The 22285-nt window shown below is 38.2% G+C and carries 20 protein-coding genes and 1 riboswitch; of the genes, 16 read left to right on the top strand and 4 right to left on the bottom strand.

Annotated features, from left to right (window positions below):
- Positions 1 to 27 precede the first annotated feature (27 nt).
- Positions 28 to 1014: an ABC transporter substrate-binding protein gene (locus tag BN6559_RS05830; RefSeq protein WP_199883781.1), complete on the top strand. Its 987-nt coding sequence runs from the start codon at positions 28 to 30 to the stop codon at positions 1012 to 1014.
- A gap of 137 nt (positions 1015 to 1151) precedes the next feature.
- On the opposite strand, the gene BN6559_RS05825 is transcribed toward BN6559_RS05830, so the two are convergent.
- The gene (locus tag BN6559_RS05825; RefSeq protein ID WP_110953841.1) at positions 1152 to 1859 is read right to left on the bottom strand and encodes an HAD family hydrolase; all 708 of its coding nucleotides are present in this window, start codon (positions 1857 to 1859) and stop codon (positions 1152 to 1154) included.
- Between the two features lie 322 nt (positions 1860 to 2181).
- On the opposite strand from BN6559_RS05825, the gene BN6559_RS05820 reads away from it, so the two are divergent.
- The 11 genes from BN6559_RS05820 (at position 2182) to pfkA (ending at position 16328) form a co-directional block, all read left to right on the top strand.
- Positions 2182 to 3303: an N-acetylmuramoyl-L-alanine amidase gene (locus BN6559_RS05820; protein ID WP_110953840.1), complete on the top strand. Its 1122-nt coding sequence runs from the start codon at positions 2182 to 2184 to the stop codon at positions 3301 to 3303.
- Positions 3304 to 3457: 154 nt separating this feature from the next.
- On the top strand, positions 3458 to 4681 hold the full coding sequence (locus BN6559_RS05815) for an SEC-C metal-binding domain-containing protein (RefSeq protein WP_110953839.1): 1224 nt from the start codon (positions 3458 to 3460) through the stop codon (positions 4679 to 4681).
- Positions 4678 to 6039: an MATE family efflux transporter gene (locus tag BN6559_RS05810; protein ID WP_110953838.1), complete on the top strand. Its 1362-nt coding sequence runs from the start codon at positions 4678 to 4680 to the stop codon at positions 6037 to 6039. Before BN6559_RS05815 ends, BN6559_RS05810 begins: the two co-directional genes overlap by 4 nt.
- A gap of 115 nt (positions 6040 to 6154) precedes the next feature.
- Positions 6155 to 7396 carry a purple acid phosphatase family protein gene (locus BN6559_RS05805; protein ID WP_110953837.1) on the top strand — a complete coding sequence of 414 codons (1242 nt, stop codon included), beginning with the start codon at positions 6155 to 6157 and terminating at the stop codon, positions 7394 to 7396.
- Between the two features lie 164 nt (positions 7397 to 7560).
- A complete protein-coding gene (locus tag BN6559_RS05800) occupies positions 7561 to 8931 on the top strand; it encodes a lipase family protein (protein ID WP_110953836.1) in 1371 nt (456 codons plus the stop codon).
- A gap of 386 nt (positions 8932 to 9317) precedes the next feature.
- Entirely contained in the window at positions 9318 to 12095 is a 2778-nt protein-coding gene (locus BN6559_RS05795) for a sigma 54-interacting transcriptional regulator (RefSeq protein ID WP_110953835.1), read from the top strand.
- Positions 12096 to 12414: 319 nt separating this feature from the next.
- Positions 12415 to 12849: a PTS sugar transporter subunit IIA gene (locus tag BN6559_RS05790; protein ID WP_110953834.1), complete on the top strand. Its 435-nt coding sequence runs from the start codon at positions 12415 to 12417 to the stop codon at positions 12847 to 12849.
- Positions 12849 to 13325, top strand: coding sequence for a mannose/fructose/sorbose PTS transporter subunit IIB (locus BN6559_RS05785; RefSeq protein ID WP_110953833.1), 477 nt, complete (start codon positions 12849 to 12851; stop codon positions 13323 to 13325). The genes BN6559_RS05790 and BN6559_RS05785 overlap by 1 nt, the downstream gene beginning before the upstream one ends.
- A gap of 91 nt (positions 13326 to 13416) precedes the next feature.
- On the top strand, positions 13417 to 14232 hold the full coding sequence (locus tag BN6559_RS05780) for a PTS mannose/fructose/sorbose transporter subunit IIC (RefSeq protein WP_110953832.1): 816 nt from the start codon (positions 13417 to 13419) through the stop codon (positions 14230 to 14232).
- Between the two features lie 29 nt (positions 14233 to 14261).
- A complete protein-coding gene (gene manZ / locus BN6559_RS05775) occupies positions 14262 to 15089 on the top strand; it encodes a PTS mannose transporter subunit IID (RefSeq protein ID WP_110953831.1) in 828 nt (275 codons plus the stop codon).
- Positions 15090 to 15368: 279 nt separating this feature from the next.
- Positions 15369 to 16328 carry a 6-phosphofructokinase gene (pfkA, locus tag BN6559_RS05770; protein ID WP_110953830.1) on the top strand — a complete coding sequence of 320 codons (960 nt, stop codon included), beginning with the start codon at positions 15369 to 15371 and terminating at the stop codon, positions 16326 to 16328.
- Between the two features lie 52 nt (positions 16329 to 16380).
- On the opposite strand, the gene BN6559_RS05765 is transcribed toward pfkA, so the two are convergent.
- Positions 16381 to 17055 carry a hypothetical protein gene (locus tag BN6559_RS05765; RefSeq protein WP_110953829.1) on the bottom strand — a complete coding sequence of 225 codons (675 nt, stop codon included), beginning with the start codon at positions 17053 to 17055 and terminating at the stop codon, positions 16381 to 16383.
- 200 nt (positions 17056 to 17255) lie between these two features.
- Between BN6559_RS05765 and BN6559_RS05760 the strand changes: the two genes are divergently transcribed.
- The 3 genes from BN6559_RS05760 to BN6559_RS19710 all read left to right on the top strand — a co-directional run bounded on the left by BN6559_RS05760 (position 17256) and on the right by BN6559_RS19710 (position 19255).
- Complete coding sequence (locus BN6559_RS05760) at positions 17256 to 17780, top strand: ECF transporter S component (protein WP_110953828.1); 525 nt, start codon at positions 17256 to 17258, stop codon at positions 17778 to 17780.
- A gap of 15 nt (positions 17781 to 17795) precedes the next feature.
- Positions 17796 to 18311, top strand: a complete 516-nt coding sequence (locus BN6559_RS05755) for an isochorismatase family cysteine hydrolase (RefSeq protein WP_110953827.1) — start codon at positions 17796 to 17798, stop codon at positions 18309 to 18311.
- Positions 18312 to 18460: 149 nt separating this feature from the next.
- On the top strand, positions 18461 to 19255 hold the full coding sequence (locus BN6559_RS19710; protein WP_199883780.1) for a 3D domain-containing protein: 795 nt from the start codon (positions 18461 to 18463) through the stop codon (positions 19253 to 19255).
- A 232-nt stretch (positions 19256 to 19487) separates the two neighbouring features.
- Here BN6559_RS19710 and BN6559_RS05745 read toward each other — a convergent pair whose 3' ends face one another.
- Both BN6559_RS05745 and BN6559_RS05740 read right to left on the bottom strand, forming a co-directional pair.
- Entirely contained in the window at positions 19488 to 20021 is a 534-nt protein-coding gene (locus tag BN6559_RS05745; RefSeq protein WP_110953826.1) for a hypothetical protein, read from the bottom strand.
- Positions 20022 to 20092: 71 nt separating this feature from the next.
- The gene (locus BN6559_RS05740; protein ID WP_110953825.1) at positions 20093 to 21337 is read right to left on the bottom strand and encodes a diaminopimelate decarboxylase family protein; all 1245 of its coding nucleotides are present in this window, start codon (positions 21335 to 21337) and stop codon (positions 20093 to 20095) included.
- A 102-nt stretch (positions 21338 to 21439) separates the two neighbouring features.
- Positions 21440 to 21612, bottom strand: a riboswitch (Lysine riboswitch).
- 278 nt (positions 21613 to 21890) lie between these two features.
- Between BN6559_RS05740 and BN6559_RS05735 the strand changes: the two genes are divergently transcribed.
- On the top strand, positions 21891 to 22262 hold the full coding sequence (locus BN6559_RS05735) for a YkvA family protein (protein ID WP_199883779.1): 372 nt from the start codon (positions 21891 to 21893) through the stop codon (positions 22260 to 22262).
- The last annotated feature ends 23 nt before the right edge of the window (positions 22263 to 22285 follow it).

The following is a 22285-nucleotide window of genomic DNA, read 5'->3' as shown; positions in this document are numbered from 1 at the left end:
GTAGAACTACGCATGTGGAGGATCATCATGTTTCGAAAAAAGAAAATTTTAATATTTAGTTTAATTACGATTGTCATCTTAGGATGTTATGTGGGATATAGCCGTGGCGTTGTGGATTCATTGCGTGCGATGGCAGATGTGCATAAGATAGAAAATGAAGATAAAACAGTAGAAAGATCAGAAATGAAAAGAATCAAAACGCTGCAGGGGGAAATTGAAATTCCTGTGAAGCCAAAACGTATTGTAGCGATGAACTATTTGGGCTATTTATTGACCTTGGGGGTTAAGCCTGTAGGTGCTGGCTCTGTAGAAATGAAATACACCTTTTTGCAAGATAAAATTGCGGGTATTGCTGATGTTGGAGAGTCGGTAGAACGTATTGTGGCTTTAGATCCAGATTTAATCATTACAATGGATGGACAAAATTATGAAATACTTTCTCAAATTGCCCCTACAGTGGTGATTCCATGGTCGGCTAAAGATGTTTATGATCAGCTTAGAGAAATCGCTGTGATATTAGATAGAGAAAAAGAAGCAGAAGACTGGATAAAAAATTTCGAAATTAAAGAACAATTTGCCAGAGAGCAAATTGCTGGAGTTATTGGCAAAGATGAAACAGTCGCTATTTATGAGATCTGGGGTAAAGGTCTTTGGGTTATTAATCAAGATTATGGCAGAGGGGCCAGAAATTTATATAGAACGTTCCAATTTACTCCGCCAGCGGCTGCCGAGCAATATATTCTTGGGAAAAACGGTGGAATCAATCTGTCGTTAGAAACGCTTCCCCAGTATGCGGCAGATCATATGTTTATATTAGTTTCTCCGCAAGAGGGAGGCGCAAAACAAACGATTGAAATTATGGAAAGCCAAGTCTGGAAAAATTTATCCGCAGTAAAAAACAACCACTTCTATGAGATTGATCGTTATGACTTTTGGTCTAATGATCCTATTTCACTAGAAAATCAGTTGGATATTCAAGTCAAGCTGTTACTTTCAAAAAATCAGCGTAAATAATATGAAGGAAATGTATAACAAAAAGAGCACATAGCTTTTCAATAGGGTTAACCTTTGAAAGCTTATGTACTCTTTTTCGTATAAGAAAAGCATGTAGAACGTCTTCGAATTGGTTCCTTAATGTTGATTAAAGGCATCTAACATAATATTTTATCAATGTCCTTGGTCAAATCGGCGATTGTACCAATATAGTCAGCTTGAATTTCTTTTTGGTCGAGATTTAGCAGGTGATCAGTCAGAAGGTATGTTTTTATACCGATTTTCCCAGCAATTAAGTCCTCGGTTACATTATTGCCGATCATTAAGCATTCAGTCGGCGTCGTTTTCAGGGTGTCAACGATTTCCTCAAAATAATGTAGGTTTGGTTTGCAATAGTGACTGTTTTCATAGCTGGTAATAAGCTTAAAATCAACATCCTGCAGACCAGCCCAATGCAAGCGGGCTTTCACAGCTTTTAATGGAAAAACCGGATTGGTGGCAATGGTCATTGCTATATGTTTTTTCTTTATTTTATCGATGATTGGTAAAATTTCTGGAACTGTCACCATTTCTTTTAACTGCATAAAATCATTATCATAAAAATCTTCAATCAGTGGGTCTAAGTTTTCTTTTGATAGATTGGTATTGGTATGAAAATAATCCCAAAAAATATCGGCATTGGTTTTGGTCCCATCCGTACTTTTGATCATACAGCCTGTAGCAGAGAGAAGTTGTGCAGCAAACTCTCTGGGATCGGTCATATGGGATAATTTTTTACTTAATAGTTTTACATAATTCTCAACAAAAAGCATGTGGTCAAAATGAATCAGTGTACCATCAAGATCGAATAATACGTGTTTAATCATAGGAATCCTCCACAGGTTAATATAAATTTAGTATACATGGATCAGCGCTAAAAAACAAATGAAGAAAAAATGTGAGTTTTTGAAAGAATATGGGGGAAAAGGCTTGCGTTTTTTGTGTAAACAAATAATAATAAAGGGTAAACCTTTTTATTTTATCAAATAAATACATATATCCAAGAGGATTTGTTGCTCTGGTTTCTCTTTTGAAATCGTCATTTAATGTAGTCGACATTTTGGATATTTTTGACGAAAGTTCAAAATATAATACACGATTTTGAACTAAGTCGCGATTGATATAATTCTCAACAATTGGAGGAGTAAGATGCGCAAGTCGATTCTTTTATGGTTAGTGTTGGTGTGTTTTATTGCGAGTCCAGCGATGGGATTTGCCGCTGGTTTCAGTGAACGTGTGAGTGGACTGGCGAGAGTGGATGGAGTTCGAATTTATAACAGTGGTGATAAAGTACGAGTGGTTTTAGATACATCCGGGCCTGTAGATTATAAAACCTTTGTTTTATCGAATCCAAATAGGATTGCGATTGATATGAAGGGCGCTTGGTTAAGCCCAGATGTTGGTAAGGTGACAGCGGTCAATAGTAGCTTGGTAGGCAAAGTAAGAGTAAGTCAATTTGATGCATCAACGGTACGCGTCGTCGTAGAAGCCAATGTATCAAAAGATCAGTATGATATTTTTTCCTTAAAAGAAAATCCGGCGGCTGATAAAGCAAATCGTATCGTTATGGATTTTGGCAATCTTGCACATGAGGAAACACATACAACTGTGCCAGCTTCCGAAAGTACGTCAGGAACAACATTACCAGATGCGGATGCCGTTGTAACAAAGAATATTAAACTGTTTGATGTACCGGGATTGAAGGATAAGATCATTGCGATTGACCCCGGACATGGCGGCAGTGACAGTGGTGCTGTCGGACCTGATCGCAGCAAGGAAAAAGATATTACCTTTGAAATCGGTTTAGAACTTAAACAAATGTTAGAAGGAGCTGGAGCGAAGGTAATTATGACACGCAGTGCCGATATGGATGTTGCCTATGCGAATGCTTCTGCGAAAGAGGAATTGCAGGCGAGAGCGGATATCGCTAATCGTGCGAATGCAGATGTATTTGTTAGTATTCATTTAGATGCTTTTGTCAATGCACAAGTAAAAGGAACGTCTTCCTATTATTATCCGAAGACAAATGGAGATGAGCGCCTTGCCAAGTTTGTTCGTGAGGGCGTTATTAGTCAGTTAGGAACGGTTGATCGCAGTACGCGTACATGTAATTTCTACGTGGTAAAACATACGAAAATGCCAGCAACACTTGTTGAAGTGGCATTTATATCAAATCCAGAGGAGGGAAAATTCCTTCAGACTGCTGCGGGCGTAAAAAAAGCGGCAACAGGAATTTTCAGAGGTCTGGATCGGTATTTTTCGTATGAGTAATTTTGACATAATTTAGCCTACATAACTTGACGATTGGGAAATATCTATTATAAACTTAGAGTAAGTGAAGGATGGATGAAAAAGCCCTATTTGTGGCAGAGTCTGCAAATAGGGTTTTATTTTGTAAAGGATTTTAAATAAGTGAGGGATTCATATGGCAGAAAAAAATGGACAGGATATTGTAGCGGATGACTTAGAAATAGAGATTGCAAAACAGATGGAAAAACGTAAAAAGATTTTATGGCGTTATCAGGTTCCGGAAAAACGTACACTGCTTGCGGCACTTAGTACTTTAACAAAAGCGGAATTAGATGATATTCGTTATAACTTATGCGTGCAGGGGATTAGCACGTTAAAAAAACAAGAGATGGCAGAGGCGTTAGTTCCGGAGATTGTTGCGTTTTCTCATAAGTGGATGATTACGATTGGGATTGAACAGTATAATATTTTGACGCATTTGAGCAGAAAACAAGGTCTGAGCACAGTCCTTGATATGAATGATGTCCGCATGGACTATATGCGCAGTATTGGGATCTTATTCAGTGGTATGCACGATGATGATGCGCAGGCTTGGTATTTACCGGATGAATTGTTAGAGGTTTATGCGAGTCTGGATAATGCAAAGTTAAAAAAAGAAATTACTGCAAACGATGAAATCATTCATTTAGCAACAGGATTGTTATATTATTATGGATATTTACCTTATGATCAATTGCATGCACGTGTAAATCAGCTATTAAAGAGTAAAAAGATTGATTTCGTTGATTTTATGGGTGTCATGGTCAATGCCGGCTGTTGGCAGGGAAATATCATCAATACAGAAGTAGGGATGTATTATTATACGGTAATGGATCCAGAGGCATTATTTGAAGAGCAAATTGCTCGTCAAGATATTGCGTATTGTGAATTTACGTATGATGAAGTTTATCAAGCCGGAGATTTAGAATATTACGAAGAGACAGAAGCATATCTTGCTTTGATTAAATTCTTTGAGGAGACATTAGCACTTTCACCGGATGAAGCAAAAAATATTGCCGGGGAAATATGTATTATGATGTTAAATGATGAAGAATTGAACGAGGTGATCGGGTATGTACAAACTGTCGTAAAGTTATCTAGCTTGGAACAAGTGCAGCATATAGGAGCTATTTTAGCTGAATTAAACAATACGACACATAAATGGGTATTAAAAGGGAACCGTCCACAGGATTTATCAGGTGTTAAAAGAAACTTTTTGGAAAAATATCAATCGCAGAAAACGAAAGACAATGTTGTAAAATTTGTACCACGTTCTTCAAGCATTGGCAGAAATGACCCTTGTCCATGTGGAAGTGGTAAAAAATATAAAAAATGTTGTATAGATAAAGATTTTTCATGAGACAAACGTTTACTTATAAGGAAAAATTAAGACAAGTTGTTATTGTTCTGTTCCCTGTTTTTATTACTCAATTGGCAATTATATCGATTGGATTTTTTGATACCGTTATGGCAGGGAATGCTAGTGCATATGATTTGGCTGGTGTTGCCATAGCAGTGAATCTATTTATGCCGATTTTTGGCGGGATTTTGGGTGTCATTTCTGGATTAACACCAATGATTGCACAATTATACGGCGCAGGCAAGAAAGAGCAGCTTCCTTTTGTCGTAATACAGGGAATTTATTTAGCAATTATTATTGGTATCTGTGTTGTTTTACTTGGTTATCTTTTTGCTGATCCTGTTTTGCGGTTTATGAATCTTGATGCGAGAGTAGAGACAATTGCCAGAGGTTTCTTCCAAGCTATAGCATTTGGGATTTGTCCTATTTTTATTAGTTCTAGTCTGCGGAATTTCATTGATGCATTGGGCTACACCAGAGTTACAATGTTGATTACGGTTTGCTCAGTTCCTATTAATATTATAATGAATTATCTTTTCATCTTTGGTAAGTTTGGGTTTCCGCAACTTGGCGGTATCGGTGCTGGGGTTGGAACAGCAATTGCCTATTGGATGGTAATGATCATTAATATTGTTGTGGTTTGTAATTGCAAACCTTTTAAAGAATATAAGATATTTGCAACATTTTTTGCAGTGTCATTTAAAGATTTGCGAAAGCAGCTAGCCATTGGCATACCGATTGGCAGTGCAATTTTTTGTGAACAAAGTATTTTTGGTGCAGTGGGATTATTTATGGCTGCTTACGGAACTGAAGTCATTGCGGCACATCAAGCAGCTCTTAATTTTACTACGATGGTTTATATGATCCCGCTTAGTATTAGTATGACCTTAACGATCTTAGTTGGCTTTGAAGTTGGCGCAGGTCGGTATACAGATGCGAAGCAATATACGAATATGGGCATGCTGATTTCACTGCTATTTTCGGGGACATTAGCAAGTATATTGATATTTTATAAAGCTGAGATCTCAGCCTTATATACACATAACCTTGCTGTAGACCAATTGATTCAGGTATTTTTGGTCTATGCAATTTTTCTGCAATTGGCTGATGCTGTAAATGCACCAATGCAAGGTGCGCTTAGAGGATATAAGGATGTAAAAGTCACGTTAATGTTGGCGATAATATCATTTTGGATCGTTGGATTGCCATTGGGGTATGGATTTGCTAACTTTTTTTCTGCTGGTCCATACGGTTATTGGATTGGATTGATTGCGGGCATTGTTGTTGGTGCGGTTTTACTATTTGTGCGGTTATGGTATATCAGGCGAAAATATTTTCATTTAGAGGAGAAATCTTAAATCATGGAAGTGATGGATTTCTCTTCTTTTTTGTAAAAATGACTTAAAAACTTGGTGTTTTTATTATTTTATTATATGATACTGTATAAGAAAATCTTTTAGAGGAGGGAACGTAATGAAAAAGATGGAGTGGAATCGTATTTGGATGGCTCTGGTGCTATGTATGCTCTTTATCACGTCATCTTGTTTGGCACATGGCGTTGTTGAAGATATTACGCTTACCTGGGTCGAAGATGCAAAGACAACACAGACGATCACTTGGCGAACGCAGGATCAAGAAAGTAATATGCTGTATGTGGAATATAGTGAAGCGGATATGCCGGCGGTTGAAGTTTCAACGGTAAAAATGCAAAAAGCAGAGACTTCGTTGTTTGCTACTGATCAAGGAAATGTTTATATGCATAGTACAACTTTAAAGAATTTACAACCGGGAACGAGGTATGTATATAGAATTGGTGATGGTCAAAATTGGGATGCAGAGGGAATGTTTCGTACAGAAAGTTTAGAAAGCAATTTTAAATTTTTGTTGTTTGGTGATTCGCAAAGCAATGACTACAGTGTATGGAAATCGACATTTACGAATGCGTATGTTCAAAATCGTGATGCCGCATTTTTTGTGAATGTGGGAGATTTGGTTGATAATGGTCAAACTTATCAGGAATGGAAGAACTGGTTTGCTGGAATTTCGGGTATTTCTAATAAACTGCCAATCATTCCAGTGGTGGGGAATCATGAAACGTATACACCAGAAAGAAAATTCTCTATGCCGACCTTTTTTACACAGCAATTTATGCTGCCGCAAAATGGCCCTGAAGGCTTAAAAGGGCAGGTATATTCATTTGACTATGGTGATGTGCATTTTGTGATTTTAGATAGTCAATTCGGGGAAGAACGCAACTTTATTCCGGCGTCACTGGAGTTGCAAAAGATATGGCTCAAAAATGATTTGGCGGCTACGAATAAACGTTGGAAAGTTGTATTTGTACATCGTCCTGTATACCCAAATCGTACAGATCAAATAACGGCATCCATCACAAAGCAGTTTGTACCAATTTTTGATCAATATGGTGTAGATGTTGTATTCAGTGGACATGATCATGTGAATGCACGTACGTTTGCGATGGTAAACGATCAGCGGGTTGCGGAAGGTGGTACCATTTATAGTACAGTTGGACGCAGTGGAACAAAGTATTATGAAAGTGTTGGAACCAAGCTATGGAATACATATTTCACAAATGCTACGGATATGCCAACTTATTCTGTCGTAAAAATTGCCAATGGGGTCTTGTATGTACAAGTATTTAAGCAAAATGGTGAATTACTGGATGATTGGTCGCTGATCAAATTAGATAAGTAAATATTGAAATATTTGGAACTGGAAGAGAACGGAATCTTCTCGTATAATAAATAGATACATAACAGGTTCGTTCAGAGGCATTTGCCAAAAGAATGTGAGCCTACTACGCAGGATTTTGGCTGATCATTGGACCGTATCGCCAGATCAAATGGAGGGGATTGGTTTTGCAAAGAGTACTTAAAAAGACACTTCTTCTATGTCTATGCTTTGTATTTTTTATGAATACGGTTGCATATGCCGGAATTTTAGAAGAGTATCAGAAGGCGAAATTAGAGTATATCAACGCAATTGTTTGTTTAGCTACTTATAATGATCGCATCGGTCAAATCGCAAGAACCGAGCTCTTAGAAGAAGGTTGGCAGATCAAGCCGTATAAAAAATTTGTAAATGGTGTTGATACAAAATTTTACTTTGTTGAAAATGATGCTTTTGAATTGGAGCATGATATTTATATTTTAGCAATTACCGGAACAGAAAGTTTTAAAGATCTTGCAATTGATCTCAATTTTAACAAAATATATTTTGGTGGAACTACACCAGAGCAATTTGCTGAACAAGCAAAAAAACAAAATCTTACCAGCAAAGAGCCAATGGTGCATCGTGGGTTTCATAAGTATACGCAGACTGCTTTTTTCAGTGAAGAAGATGATGGTGCAACCTATGGCGAATATATTGCAGATGTATTAAAAGGCGACAGTAAGCGTAAATTGTATCTGGTTGGACATAGCTTAGGCGGAGCGGTAGCAACACTGGGAGCTGCGAGACTTATTAGTTTAGGTGTCGATCCCGCACAGCTCGAAGTGATTACATTTGGCGCACCCGCTGTGGGCAATCAAGCCTTTGCAGATCAGTTTGGCAGTCAGATTAATTTGACCAGGGTTGTGATACAAGGCGATCCAGTGAGAAATGTATTGCAAAATATTTCGGGCGGATATGCGCAGTTTGGCAGCCAAGAAGTTTGGCGGCGCAATCGAAATGTTGATAAGAAACGTCACTCGATTACGGTATATTTGGATTCTGCAATCCGAAATTATTATGATGTGAGAGAAGAGGCGAAACAAGCAGGCGTTCTGGAGGAAAGGCAAATTGCCAATCGGTATGAAGGTGTAGCCGGCGGCGAGACGGCTATGGTCTACGTTGCGCCGCTTGTTACGAAGATAGATAAGGAGATTGCGGAAGATCAGTTTTATATGGAAGAAAACTATGCGTCAGTCTTGCGAACCAGTTTACCGAGTTTTTTGATTGCGGAGGGGCAGCGAGGGGCTTTGTCAGAGGAATTCGCGAAAGCGAAACAAGCAGGATGTAAATGGATGATCATCCCAGAAATGACTGCGAAAAGAATTTCTAATCAGAAGCATGAGTTTTACGTGAGTTTTCAGGAAGACCTTTATGCAGTAGAAGAACAAAGGCTGGTCGGATCGTTTATCAATGCTAATAGCAGCAAAGAGATCACGCCAATTGAAGCTTCACTGCAAAACGTGACAAGTGTAAAACAACAACGGCAGGCACTATTAAAATCTTTATCAGCACAATGATTTAAAAAATTTCACTGATCCGCACCTTATATGTAATTATTTATGCCAATAATTTAGAAAATAACGAAATCCGTACCACTTATAAACTAGTACGAAGATAGGTTTCCGGTTGGTGAGAAGTGCTCAGCTGCTAGGCGCAGCAAGAGGTTGAGAAGGAGTCGTACTTTTGTACTAGGGCGACAGCACCTTGCTGCAACGACGCAGATGAGTGCTTATCGCCGACCGGCGGCCTATCTGTCCATAGATTATCAACTACTGGCTAGTATTTCACAAGAATACTAGCCGTTTTTCTATTTATAGGGTAAAATGATAAAATAAGAAAACGATGGAAAAAGTAGAAAGTTCAATTTTTCAGGGAGACAAATAAGTTTAGGGACTGGTGACTCATGAAACGTATTGATAAAATCTATGAGTATATAAAATCGAAGTCGAAGGAATATCAACTGGAAGCGTTGCAGGGACGAGTAGGCGTTGATGCGGCAGAGATTGCTGAAAATTTAAATATCTTACGCAATAATGTCAGTATGGAACTTAACGCACTGCACCGTCAGGATAAGATTATCAAGATACTTGGCAGACCTGTACTATTTTTTGATAAAGAGAGTTTAGCAGTTTTGACCGGTGAAGTTATTGAGCTTGGTCCGATTCAAGTAAATGCGATCGAAGAATGCATCCCTAAGTCGGAATTTGTACAAAAAGGGCCGTTTGAATATTTAATCGGTGCAAATAGCAGCCTAAAAAAACAAGTAGAACAGGCAAAAGCAGCAATTTTATATCCGCCCGATGGGTTGCATACCTTAATCGTAGGACAAACGGGTGTTGGAAAGACCTTGTTCGCTCATATGATGTATGAATATGGGAAAACCGTACATAAACTTGCCGCTGATGCCCCTTTTATTACCTTTAATTGTGCTGATTATTATAATAACGCACAGCTTTTGATTTCACATATCTTTGGACATATAAAGGGTGCTTTTACAGGGGCTGATACTGCCAAAGCTGGCTTGGTAGAAGCTGCCGATCAGGGCATCTTATTTTTAGATGAAATTCATCGTTTGCCACCGGAAGGCCAGGAAATGATTTTTTATTTTATGGATACGGGAACATTTAATCGTCTTGGTGAGACGACGCGAACGCGAAAAGCAAAGGTTCTTATTATATGTGCAACTACGGAAGATCCTACTTCCGCATTAACGAGAACCTTCGTTCGTCGTATTCCAAATATTATTACAATTCGACCATTGCTTGAACGGTCTTTAGAAGAAAAACTTGCAATTATTCGTTTGCTGTTATCGGATGAAGTGCAAAGAATTAAAAAACCGGTAAAAATCACCGTGGAATCAGTCAAAGCCTTGATCGGCAGTATTGGTCTTGGCAATGTCGGACAGCTCAAATCGAATATTAAGCTGCTGTGTGCAAAGGCGTTTCTCAATGGCATTGACAATCCGAATTATATTGAGATTGATTTTAAAATTTTGCCGTCAAAGATAAAAACCGGACTGCTTACTTTAAGTGCGAATCGTAAAGAACTTTCAGAGCTTAGCAATTATATTGATGAACCGTTATTTATTATGCCGGAGGGCGAGAAGTTATTGGTCAATGAAGACGTTGATAAAGAGGCGTTTAATTTATATCAAGTTGTGGAAGACAAGGTTGAGCTGTTAAAAGAAGAAGGTATCAGCAATGAATTAATCAAGCAGGTTGTAGCGACAGATGTAAATGTCTATATTAAGTCGTTTTATAATAAACAAAATTCTCATATGACAGCGAGGCAGCGACTGTTGAAAATTGTGGATAAAGACTTGGTAGATTTTACAGAAGAGATCAATCGTTTGGCGCATAAACATTTGGAACGGGAATATGGCGATAAATTTTTGTATGCTTTTAGCTTGCATTTGAGTGCATTTTTAAAACGTGTGAAAGCAAATCAAGAATTGCCGTATAGTGAGATTGAAGGAGCATTGCGAAGGGATTCAATTGAATTTAAGGTTGCTTTAGAAATCAAGGAAAAAATAGAGGGGCATTACCATATTGAAGTCCCAAAGGCTGAAATCGAATATTTTGCTTTGTTGTTGAGTTCGATACAAGAAGATGAGAAAGATGAAAAAGTAATTATTATAGTTGCAACACATGGAAAAAGTACGGCCTCGTCTATGGTGGAAGTTGCGCAAAAATTATTCAGTACCAATGATACAAATCTTATTGCGATTGATATGCCGCTTGAAGTAAGCCCACAGGAAATTTTAGAGAAAATGATCTGTAAGCTGGAAGATTTGAATTATCAAAAAGGTGTATTATTGCTTGCTGATATGGGGTCTTTATGTAATTTAGGTACATGGATTATGGAGAAATTAAAGGTGCAGGTAAGAACGATTGATATGGTATCCACGCCGTTGATTTTAGAAGCGATGCGCAAAGCCGATATTGTCGGGATGGATTTAGATAGTATCTACGAATCGTTGCTTAATTTTAAAGGGTATGAGATCGCCTTGGTTGATGGTAAAAAAATAAAGACAACGAATGAAGTGATTGTTACAATTTGCACCTCTGGTGAAGGTGCTGCGGTGAAGTTAAAAGAAATTGTAGAAGATATTTTGGTACATGTCGTTGATCGAACAATAGAAGTGATTCCAATTGGCGTCAAGAATTTGGAGACTGTACTGATGGAGCTCGCAAAAGCGCATACCATCATTGCCACAGTAGGAATGGTAAAACCAAAATTAGAAATTCCATTTATCCCACTGGAAAAATTACTTCATGGAGAAGGGGAAACGATTCTTCGCAATTTGCTTAAGAAGACGGGGAAAGTGATTGTAAAAGAAGAAAATGTCGTTGTACGTAATCTTTGTGAAGAGAGTTTGCAAAAGTTTTTAACGTATTTAAACCCAACAAAGGTGATCAGTGTATTGCTGGAATTTGCCAGTGTATTGGAGAAAGAACTAAATCGTAAATTCAGCAATCCTATTCAAATTCGTTTAATTGTGCATTGTGGATGTGCATTGGAGAGAATGATTATTAATCAGCCGCTGCATTATGAAGGAAGTTCTGCCGGAATTGATACACACAAGCTGAATGCCGTCAAAAAAGCTGCTAGTGTATTTAAAAATACTTTAAAAATAACGTTAACTGAAGATGAAATGATTCTTATTTCCGAAATGTTGTAAATTTTAGAATACACTATTGTGCAAACAAAACAATAGTGTATTTTTTATTTTGTCATTTTATAGTGTATTATATTTAAAAATATAGAGTATTAAATTTTACGTTAGAGTATCAAAACGGTAGATGGTTATACAGAAAAGATGTAATACACAAAGTTGGCACGCAATTTGCAATTTTATAAAACGAGTGAAAATAAATTTTTTTCTTAAGGTATGTCTGAGAATTAGTGGAATGATCAATGCGCAAAAAGCGTTATCAGTGACCGTTTTGATAGTTTCCAGACACGTCCTTGGGTTGAAGTGAGATTGGGGAGGGCAAATCATGTTAGCAATCATTGTCGGTACGCATGGAAATTTTGCAAGTGAATTGATTAAAACTTGTGAAATGATTTGTGGAACTATTACAAATGTAAAAGCAGTTACTTTAGTGCCTGGAGAGGGTTCAGATGATTTGGCTGTCAAATATGAAGCGGCATTAAAAGAGCTTGATACAAAAGACGGCGTTGTATTTTTGAATGATTTATTTGGCGGCAGTCCTTATAATGCGGCTTGCCGTATTGCAGTTCATGAAGAAAAGTACGGGATTGTAACCGGTGTGAATTTACCGATGCTAGTCGAAATGGTTAGTTATCAATTTAGTAATTTGGCGGTTGATGACATCAAGAAAGTTATGCAAAAAGCTGTGGAGGCAGGCCAAGCGGGGACACAAACATTTCATCTAACTACAATACAGGAAAATGAGGAGGACGATTTATAATGCATATCGTATTAGCGAGAATTGATGACCGGTTAATCCATGGTCAAGTGGCAACAATCTGGACAAAGGTAACAAATTGTGGACGTATTATTGTTTGTGATGATGAAGTAGCAACAGATTCTATAAGAGCTACTTTGTTAAAACAAGTAGCGCCGCCGGGGATAAAATCCAGTGTAGTAAGTGTGGATAAGGCAGTTCGCGCCTATAACAATCCCAAATATGAAAATGATAAATGCTTGTTGCTGTTTACCAATCCTACAAGTGTGCTTCGTATGGTGGAAGCTGGCGTAAACATTACAAGTGTAAATATTGGCGGCATGAGTTTTAAAGAAGGAAAAAGACAGCTGACACAGGTTCTTTCTGTGGATGATCAAGATGTAGCATCTTTTAAAGCACTCCATGAAAAAGGTATTGAACTTGAAATGAGAAAAGTGGACAGTGATACAAAAGTAGATTTAATGAGTGTATTAAAATAGTTTATCTTAAGTGATAAATGATTCTGATGTTTCATATGAATTAAGGGTTCTCTAAAATGTATTTATAAATTCTATATTGGAGGGGTAACTTATGGAACTTAGTACTTTTCAGATTATTGCAGTTTTTTTAATGTCTTGTATTTGTGGGATGGGAAGTATATTAGATGAATTTCAAACGCATCGTCCACTGATTGCATGTACGTTAACAGGTCTTATTTTAGGTGATATAACCACCGGTATTATCATTGGCGGTACATTGGAAATGATTGCACTTGGCTGGATGAATATCGGAGCGGCACTTGCACCAGATGCGGCGCTGGCTTCTGTTATTTCGACAATTCTGGTCATCGCTGGTAAACAAAGTATTGGTGCTGGGATAGCAATTGCAATGCCACTTGCAGCAGCAGGGCAGGTACTTACAATTCTCGTAAGAACAGCAACGATTTTTTTCCAGCATAAAGCAGATGAGTATGCACGAGAAGGCAATCTAACAGGAATCGATGTATGCCATTTACTAGCTTTGGGAATTCAAGCATTACGCATATCTATTCCTGCTGTTTTAGTTGCAATGTTTGTCGGTACTGGTGCAGTACAGTCCATGCTTGCGGCAATTCCGCCTGTAATTACTGGTGGTTTGCAGGTCGCTGGCGGATTTATCGTAGTTGTTGGGTATGGAATGGTGATCAATATGATGGGGGCAAAATATTTAATGCCTTTCTTCTTCTTAGGTTTTGTTTTTGCGGCATTTACAAATTTCAACTTGGTTGCTTTTGGTGTGATTGGACTTGTCATGGCGATTATTTATATCCAATTGAACCCTAAGTATCAAGCTCCAAGTATTGCTGCGGCAACTGCTGCAATTGCAAGCACAAAAGATGATGATTTAGACGACGATTTAGACGACTAATAAATTAATTTTGGAGGAGGAAGATAAAAATGGCAAATCAAACAAAAAAATTAACCAAAGGTGATATGTTGAATGCATTTATCCGGTCAAATTTTCTACAAGGTTCCTGGAACTTTGAAAGGATGCAGGCATTAGGGTATTGTTTTGGCATGGTTCCTATCATTAAAAGACTGTACGAAGGACAAGAGCGTAAAGATGCAATGAAACGGCATTTAGAATTTTATAACACGCATCCTTTCGTTACAGCGCCAATCATTGGCATTACTGCAGCAATGGAAGAACAAAGAGCAAATGGTGCCGATATTCCTGATAGTGTCATTAATGGAGTTAAGGTTGGTATGATGGGGCCTTTGGCCGGCGTGGGAGATCCGATTTTCTGGGGAACTCTTAGACCAATGACAGCGGCATTGGGCGCATCCATCGCATTAACGGGCAGTATATTTGGTCCGATCCTTTTTTTCCTATTATTTAATGTAGTTCGCTTAGCTGTGCGTTGGTATGGCATACAGTATGGGTATGTGAAAGGTACAGATATTGTGAAAGACGTTGCAGGAAATAGACTGCAAAAAATCACAGAAGGTGCCTCAATTCTAGGATTGTTTGTCATGGGTGCGCTGGTTTGTAAGTGGACTTCGGTTAATATCCCCTTGGTAGTTTCGACAATTACGATGCAGGATGGTTCGGTTGCTGTTACTACAGTACAAGATATTTTAAATCAATTAATGCCAGGTTTGGTTCCATTGATTTTGACGTTTATTTGTATGGATTTATTAAAAAAGAAAGTCAATGCACTTTGGATTATTTTTGGATTGTTTGCTGTCGGTATTGCAGGATTTGCAGCAGGTGTGTTAAAATAATATCTATAAGCATGAAGTAGAAGCTTTATAAAATCATATGGTAAGACTGTAAAGGAAACAGGCTATTAATAATGAACGTATATTAATAGCCTGTTATCTATTTTTAGATCATTTAAAGACTGGCCATTTTTAATTTTGTAATATAATGAACAGCTTTAAGATAAGCTATACTTATCGTAGATGGTACTTTACAATAATTCACCTAGTAGATAAAATAAAGCTAATAGTCTATGTTTTTATTTTCACAAATATATTTACTTGGTAAGGGGAAGTGACTACATGTTAAATTGTATTGCAGTAATGACGAGTGGCGGAGATAGTCCGGGAATGAATGCAGCAGCTCGTGCTGTTGTTCGAACAGCGTTATATGAAGGTGCAACAGTGTATGGGATTTATAATGGTTACCAAGGGATCTTAGAAGACGATATGAAAAAATTAGAATCACGTGATGTCGGTGATATTATTCAGCGCGGCGGTACTTTTCTTGGTACAGCACGTTGTGAAGAATTTAAAACTCCGGAAGGTCGCCAAAAAGCATTGGCACAATTAAAAAAACGTGGTATTCAAGGTTTGGTAATCATCGGTGGTGATGGCAGTTTAACCGGAGGCAAATTATTAAGTGAAATGGGAATGCCTGTTGTTGGTCTTCCCGGAACGATTGATAATGATGTGTGGGGAACGGATTATACGATTGGTAGTGATACTGCAGCGAATACAATTGTAGATGCAATCAATAAATTACGTGATACTGCTTCGGCACATCGTCGTATTATCATTATAGAAGTTATGGGGCGCAAGTCCGGTTGGCTCGCAATGCAAGCGGGGATTTCCGGTGGTGCTGAACATATACTTGTACCAGAAGCAAAATTTGATATTGATGAAATGTGCCATGAACTTAAGGAATCTTACGAAAGAGGCAAACGTTACAGCATTGTAGTAGTTGCTGAAGGCGCAGGCAGTGGGGTTGAGATCAGTAAACTCGTGGCGGAAAAAACAGGAATCGATACGAGAGTTTCCGTACTTGGGCATATCCAACGCGGTGGTGCACCAAGTGTTGAAGATCGCATTAAAGCAAGTATTCTTGGTGAAAAGGCAGCCCTTGCACTACTGTCTGGTTTATCAAATGTTGTCTTTGGTTTTGATGCGGGGAAACCTGTGAGTATCGATCTAAACGATGCAGTGAATAATAGCAAAACTCTTGATCCGGAATTGATTCGCTTAGCGAAAGTTTTGGCATAAAGAAAAATAGGACAAGCGAAGGTTTTTCGCTTGTCCTATTTTTGAGTTGTTATTACAATTTTATACCGTACATTACGGCAATACCTGTCATTTTATAGTCGATTTTATTTGTATAATTTACGGCAGGGATTTTTACATCCATATCATTTACACGACGATCGATATAAGAAATAGCGAGTGCGCTTTTTTTATCTAGGTCGATGTTGAAACCGATTTCATTCGATCTCATTTTGTTGCCGTAAATATGATTTGTAAACAAAGCCGTTTTTTGACTTAATGGGTAAGTAGTATTAAGTCCGATATGCATACCGGATCGTGTTGCTTTAGTTACGTAATCATCATATGTGATTTTATTATGTTCATACCCGACGATCAATTTCGCATTTTTATTGAGCTTATAGAGCAAATTATAATCAGATAAATCTGCATTTGCTTGCGTTGTTAAATTATATCCTCCTAAAGAAACCGTTTTTTCTTCAGATGTAAACATATTTTTGCGATATTGTATCGAAAGGTTATCGTCAATTGCATAGGTAATTGCGGATTTGAACCCGGATTCTCCGCCGGCTTCTAAAGGTAGAGCACCTTCGCCCTTTACTTTGGAATTGAGTGAAGAGCCGATTTCTAACAAAGTTTCTCCTTTGCCCAAGTCCGCTCCAGCCCAAGCCGCAGGCATTGAACTCATCAATAATGTACTGCATACTAAAATTTTAATACTGTTTTGCATGAATCCTCCTAAAAATGATTTATAGCGATATTTCTACATTCTATCATAAAAAACAACAATGTAAATGGAGACTATGCAGTCTCTTCTGCAAAAAAATTTAAAGATTTTTAAGAGTATAAAGTAAACAGTAGGAAATAAAAAATAAATGACGAATATTATAAGCCTATATAGTAAGGGAATTGAAAGTGGAGGCGTTTGAAATGCAGAAGAAGAAAAGATTAGAGTTACGTGATATGGCGATGATTGGGATGCTGGCTGCCATATGTGTAATTGCAACATCGATTAAAATACCATTTGGAGTAGGCGCAATGATCCACTTAGGAACAGCGGCAGTTTTTTTGATCGGTATCTTGTTTGGCGGGATTTACGCAGGTCTTGCTGCGGCGATTGGATCAGCTTTTTTTGACTTGTTATTAGGATTTTCTCCATATACGTTGTGGTCGTTTGTGATTAAAGGAGCAGCAGGATTTACTGTAGGTTCTGTTGCGCATGGTTTATGGCCGGAAAAAATGATAGAGGAAAAGTGGGTGTTTCGTGCAGTATTAGGAATGGCACTCGCTGCATCTTGTACGCTGGGGGGTTATGTGATTGCTTGGTGGGCAGTGAGCGGCAGCATCAGTGTAGCACTTGGCAATATGCCGGGATCTTTGATGACCTCAGGGGTTGGTGCGGTGATTGCCATGCTGCTTGCTCCAAAATTGCGGAAAATTTTAACTAAACGATGATTGGGGAGAGGTTTTATGCGCAAGGCTTTATTAGTCGTTGATATGTTAAAAGATTTTATTGACTGTGATGGTGCTTTGTTTTGTGGAGAGCAAGGACAGGCAATTGTACCGTTGATCAAAGAAAAAATTGCAGAATTTCGTGCAGCGGGTGAAATGATTATTTTCATTTGTGATCGGCATAAAGAAGATGATGTGGAATTTCATCGTTTTCCAAAACATTGTATTGCCGGAACAAATGGGGCAGAGATCATTGAAGAATTACGTTTTGACGGATATGAGGAGAATATCACAGGAAAACAACGGTTCAGTGGTTTTTATAACACCGATTTAGAGGAGCAGCTTGAAGAAATTGATGAAGTGACTGTAGTCGGTGTTTGCACAAATATTTGCGTGTTATTTACAGTCGAAGAACTTTGTAATCGTGATAAAAAGGTGATCGTGTATCGTGGCGGTGTTGCTAGTTTTGATGTTGAGGCGCATCAATTTGCCCTCAAACAGATGGAAACAGTACTCGGTATCGAAATTCGATAAGGTTATTGCATAGTTTCATAGGATAAGGACAAACTAAAAATATTCGCTAGGCGGCGATGGGAAATTCGTATCACTTATGTACGAGTATGAAGATGGGCTGACAATTCATAGCTTGTCCGTCCTTATTTTTGTGAAAAGAGTGTGATGATATGGAACGTCGAGGATATAAAAAACCAAAAAGAAAATATGGTCGTGTTATGGCCTCTTTGACGGGGGCGATTCTTGCATCTTCTGCAGTACTTGCGGCGCAGACACCTGTAGCAGATGCTAGTCCAAGTCCAGACAGTCTGATGAAATCTCTGCCAGATGCTGTGACAGATGCGGTGTTCAATTCAAAAGGCGACATGAGTGAGACCTTGAAGGATAATATCACCGAGAAGATTAAAGACAGTGTGAATGAAACGTTAAAGTCTAAAACCGGCATAAATTTCAAAGATAGTGTGGATGAAACGGTTAGGGAAACCATCAAGGACAAAATCAAAGACGGTGTGAATGATAAACTTGAAGGTAATGTGAATGATAAGTTAAAGGACCGTATTAATAAGGAATTAGATAAAAAGCTGGTCGAAAAAGATGACGAATTGGCAAGCGCGATCAGCGAGAGACACAGACCGCATAAAAACAATGCGAATAAAATCATGCATAGTGTGGCTACGGCTTATGCATCCGGATATGAGGATAATGGCAAATGGAATGATAAAACCCATATTGGGACGAAAGTTCGTCCGGGGGTTATAGCCGTTGATCCGGATGTCATACCACTTGGCAGTAAAGTCTATATTGAATTTGAAGATGGCCGAGGGATGTATGCCGTTGCTGAGGATACAGGCGGTGCGATTAAAGGCAATCGTATTGATATCGTGATGAGCAATCGGGATAAAGCAAAAGATTTTGGGATTCAAGATGTGAAAGTTCATGTTTTAGATAAAGTCATTGATGTGTAGGAAAGAGACAACAGGCTGTATTTTTGTTACGCTCACCAATGATGTCAGATCGCATATACTACATTAATATAAGCCGAATGGAAGAGGGTGCGATTGGTGTTATGGGAGAGAGAAAATAGCCTTGTATTGTTTGTTGTTTTGCTGTTTTATATAGGCAATGATTGTTGTAATCATGCAAGCTCGTATGATGAATGAAATGATGAAAAGATGGGCGTAGGTTTACGCCCATCTTTTATGCTTTCACCGTATTTTCGTTTGTACATAACATAATAGCTTTCCACAGTTCAGCAAGATGGACTTTTTCATCGTTGGCATTATCACAGAATAGGACTTTTACATCTTTATTTTTCGCACATGTGTAACTTTCCTGATACTGATTGATCGCGGCTAGTTCATTGTTGATTGCCTGTGTTAAGAGCTCAAGAACTTCGAAGTTACAGCAGTTTTTGTTGCTCTTACGGAAACTATCAATAGATGGTAAGTTTATCTCAACATCATTAAAAGCACAGTTTTGAACAGGATCTAAACATGCCAACACTGTCATTGTACGACGAAAATGAACCATTTCGTCTTGTGCAATTTCGGTAAATAACTTACAAAGTTCACCGGAAGTCTGTTCTGCAGCGCATAAGTAAAAGTAAATGGCCATGCGTTCGCCGATTGCATTTTTTCTAAGTAACAGCAAGTCTGGATCTGTTGGACACATGCAAGAAGAATCCGGTTGATTTGGATATAATCCTTTATAAGGAACATGTCTTTCATCCATAATAAAAAGCCTCCCATATTCATTTTTATATAATATGAATATGGGAGGCGAGATGTGCGCAAGAAAAAGTATTAGAATTTCAATGTTGCAAAATAATCTTCCATTGTTTCAGCACGGCGAATCATTTCTACATCGCCATCTGATTTTAATAATAATTCCGCACTGCGAAGTTTACCGTTATAATTAAAGCCCATTGCGTGACCATGTGCGCCAGCGTCGTGAATGATGAGGACATCGCCGATCTCGATTTTTGGCAGTGCGCGGTCTACTGCGAATTTATCATTGTTTTCACAAAGTGAACCCGTAATGTCATAAATCTGATCACAAGGCGCATTTTCTTTTCCAAGAACCGTGATATGGTGATAAGCACCATAAAGTGCAGGACGCATTAGATTTGCCATGCAGGCATCTAAGCCGATATAATTTTTATAGATTTCTTTTTTGTGAAGTGCTGTGGAAACAAGGTATCCGTAAGGGCCAGTGATGGAACGTCCTAATTCAAGGGCAATCGTAAGTGGCGCAATACCGTTTGCTACAATGATTTTTTCGTATGCTTTTTTGATGCCTTCGCCAACATACTCTAAATCTACGGCTTCTTGTTCCGGGCGATAAGGAATACCGACACCGCCGCCGAAATTGACAAACTCTAATTGAATACCGAGTTTTTGATGGATTTCAACAGCTAAATTAAACATAAGCTCGGCTGTGCCAATGAAACAATCCGGATTGAGTTCGTTGGAAATTACCATTGTATGCAGACCGAATCTTTTTACGCCTTTTTCTTTGGCGATTTTATAAGCCTCAAAGATTTGTTCTCTGGTCAAGCCATATTTTGCTTCTTCCGGTTTGCCGATAATCGTGTTGCCATTTTCGAGTAAAGGACCAGGATTATAACGGAAGGATAGAATTTCTGGGAATCCAGCATGTTTTTCTAAGTAGTCAATATGTGTAATATCATCAAGATTGATCACAGCACCAAGCTCAATTGCTTTTTGAAATTCATTTGCAGGTGTGTCATTTGACGTAAGCATAATGGATTCACCACGAATGCCGGACATATCAGCGAGCAGTAATTCCGGAAGGGAACTGCAGTCCGCGCCGACGCCTTCTTCACGAAGAATTTTTAGTAAAGCTGGATTTGGTGTTGCTTTCACTGCAAAATATTCTCTGAAGCAAGGTGCCCATTCAAATGCTTTAAATAATCTGCGTACATTGTTTCTGATTGCTTGTTCATCATAAATATGAAAAGGGGTTGGATATTTTTTTATAATTTCTTGTAATTTACTGCGGTCAATAGGAAATACTTTTTCTGCCATGACGATACCTCCGTATTTTGAAGTTAAATCTTATTTGGGAAAATAAAAAGCGATTTGGAAGTTTCGATACCTCGCAAATCGCTAAATCAGTTTAAACTAGCAATGCAAGATAGCACTCCACACCTAAGTATGACAGTCTTGTGTTTCTTCAACCCAAGACCAACGATCGTTTTCTGCCTGAAACAAATCGTTTCGGCGACGATCCCTTTGAATACACATCTACGCTGGCAACTCCGTGTAGCTACTCTTGATCAGCCGCAACCTCTATCTGTAATTATTAAGTTTGCAACATTATATCAATATTAAGATAAAGTGTCAATTGAAAAAAGTTCTCAATCGACAAAAAATTAACAATTTTTAATTGAATTACGTAAGAAAAAAATATTTTTGTAACTTGCTTGTTGCGTAAAAAGGTCAAAGCATCATAAAGCAGCTAGAACCGAATTTTGGTTTAATGGATTTTTTGTAATAATAAATAATATTATGGAAGTAAGATAGAATATGGTACAATAAAGGTTAAATAAGTTTTAGAGCGTAAAGCGGGGTGATGTTTATGTGGCTAAAATTATGGACATGGATGCGTTTATTCAGAGAAAATTTTGTGCTCTTATATTTTGCATGGAAAAATCCTGCGACACCGCGATATCTGAAAACGCTGCTGCTGATTGTGATTGGTTATTTGCTGAGCCCAATCGATTTGGTGCCAGATTCGCTGCCTGTGATTGGCCTGCTAGATGATATGACGATCGTTCCGGCTGCACTTTATTTATTAATGCGCGGCTTGCCAGAAGATGTTCGGATAGAGTGCCAGCGTGATATGAAGAAGTTAGAAAAAAGAATGCCATATATTTTAACTGCCATTGCAGTGATAGGCATACTTTGGGTGGCATTTTTGATATGGGGCGTGTATTCGTTATGGAAATGATTTTGTTTTGATTGGTATGGGGT

The organism is Massilibacillus massiliensis (assembly GCF_900086705.1).
GTDB lineage: Bacteria > Bacillota > Negativicutes > FLKF01 > FLKF01 > Massilibacillus > Massilibacillus massiliensis.
This window is presented reverse-complemented; position numbering and strand designations above follow the sequence as displayed.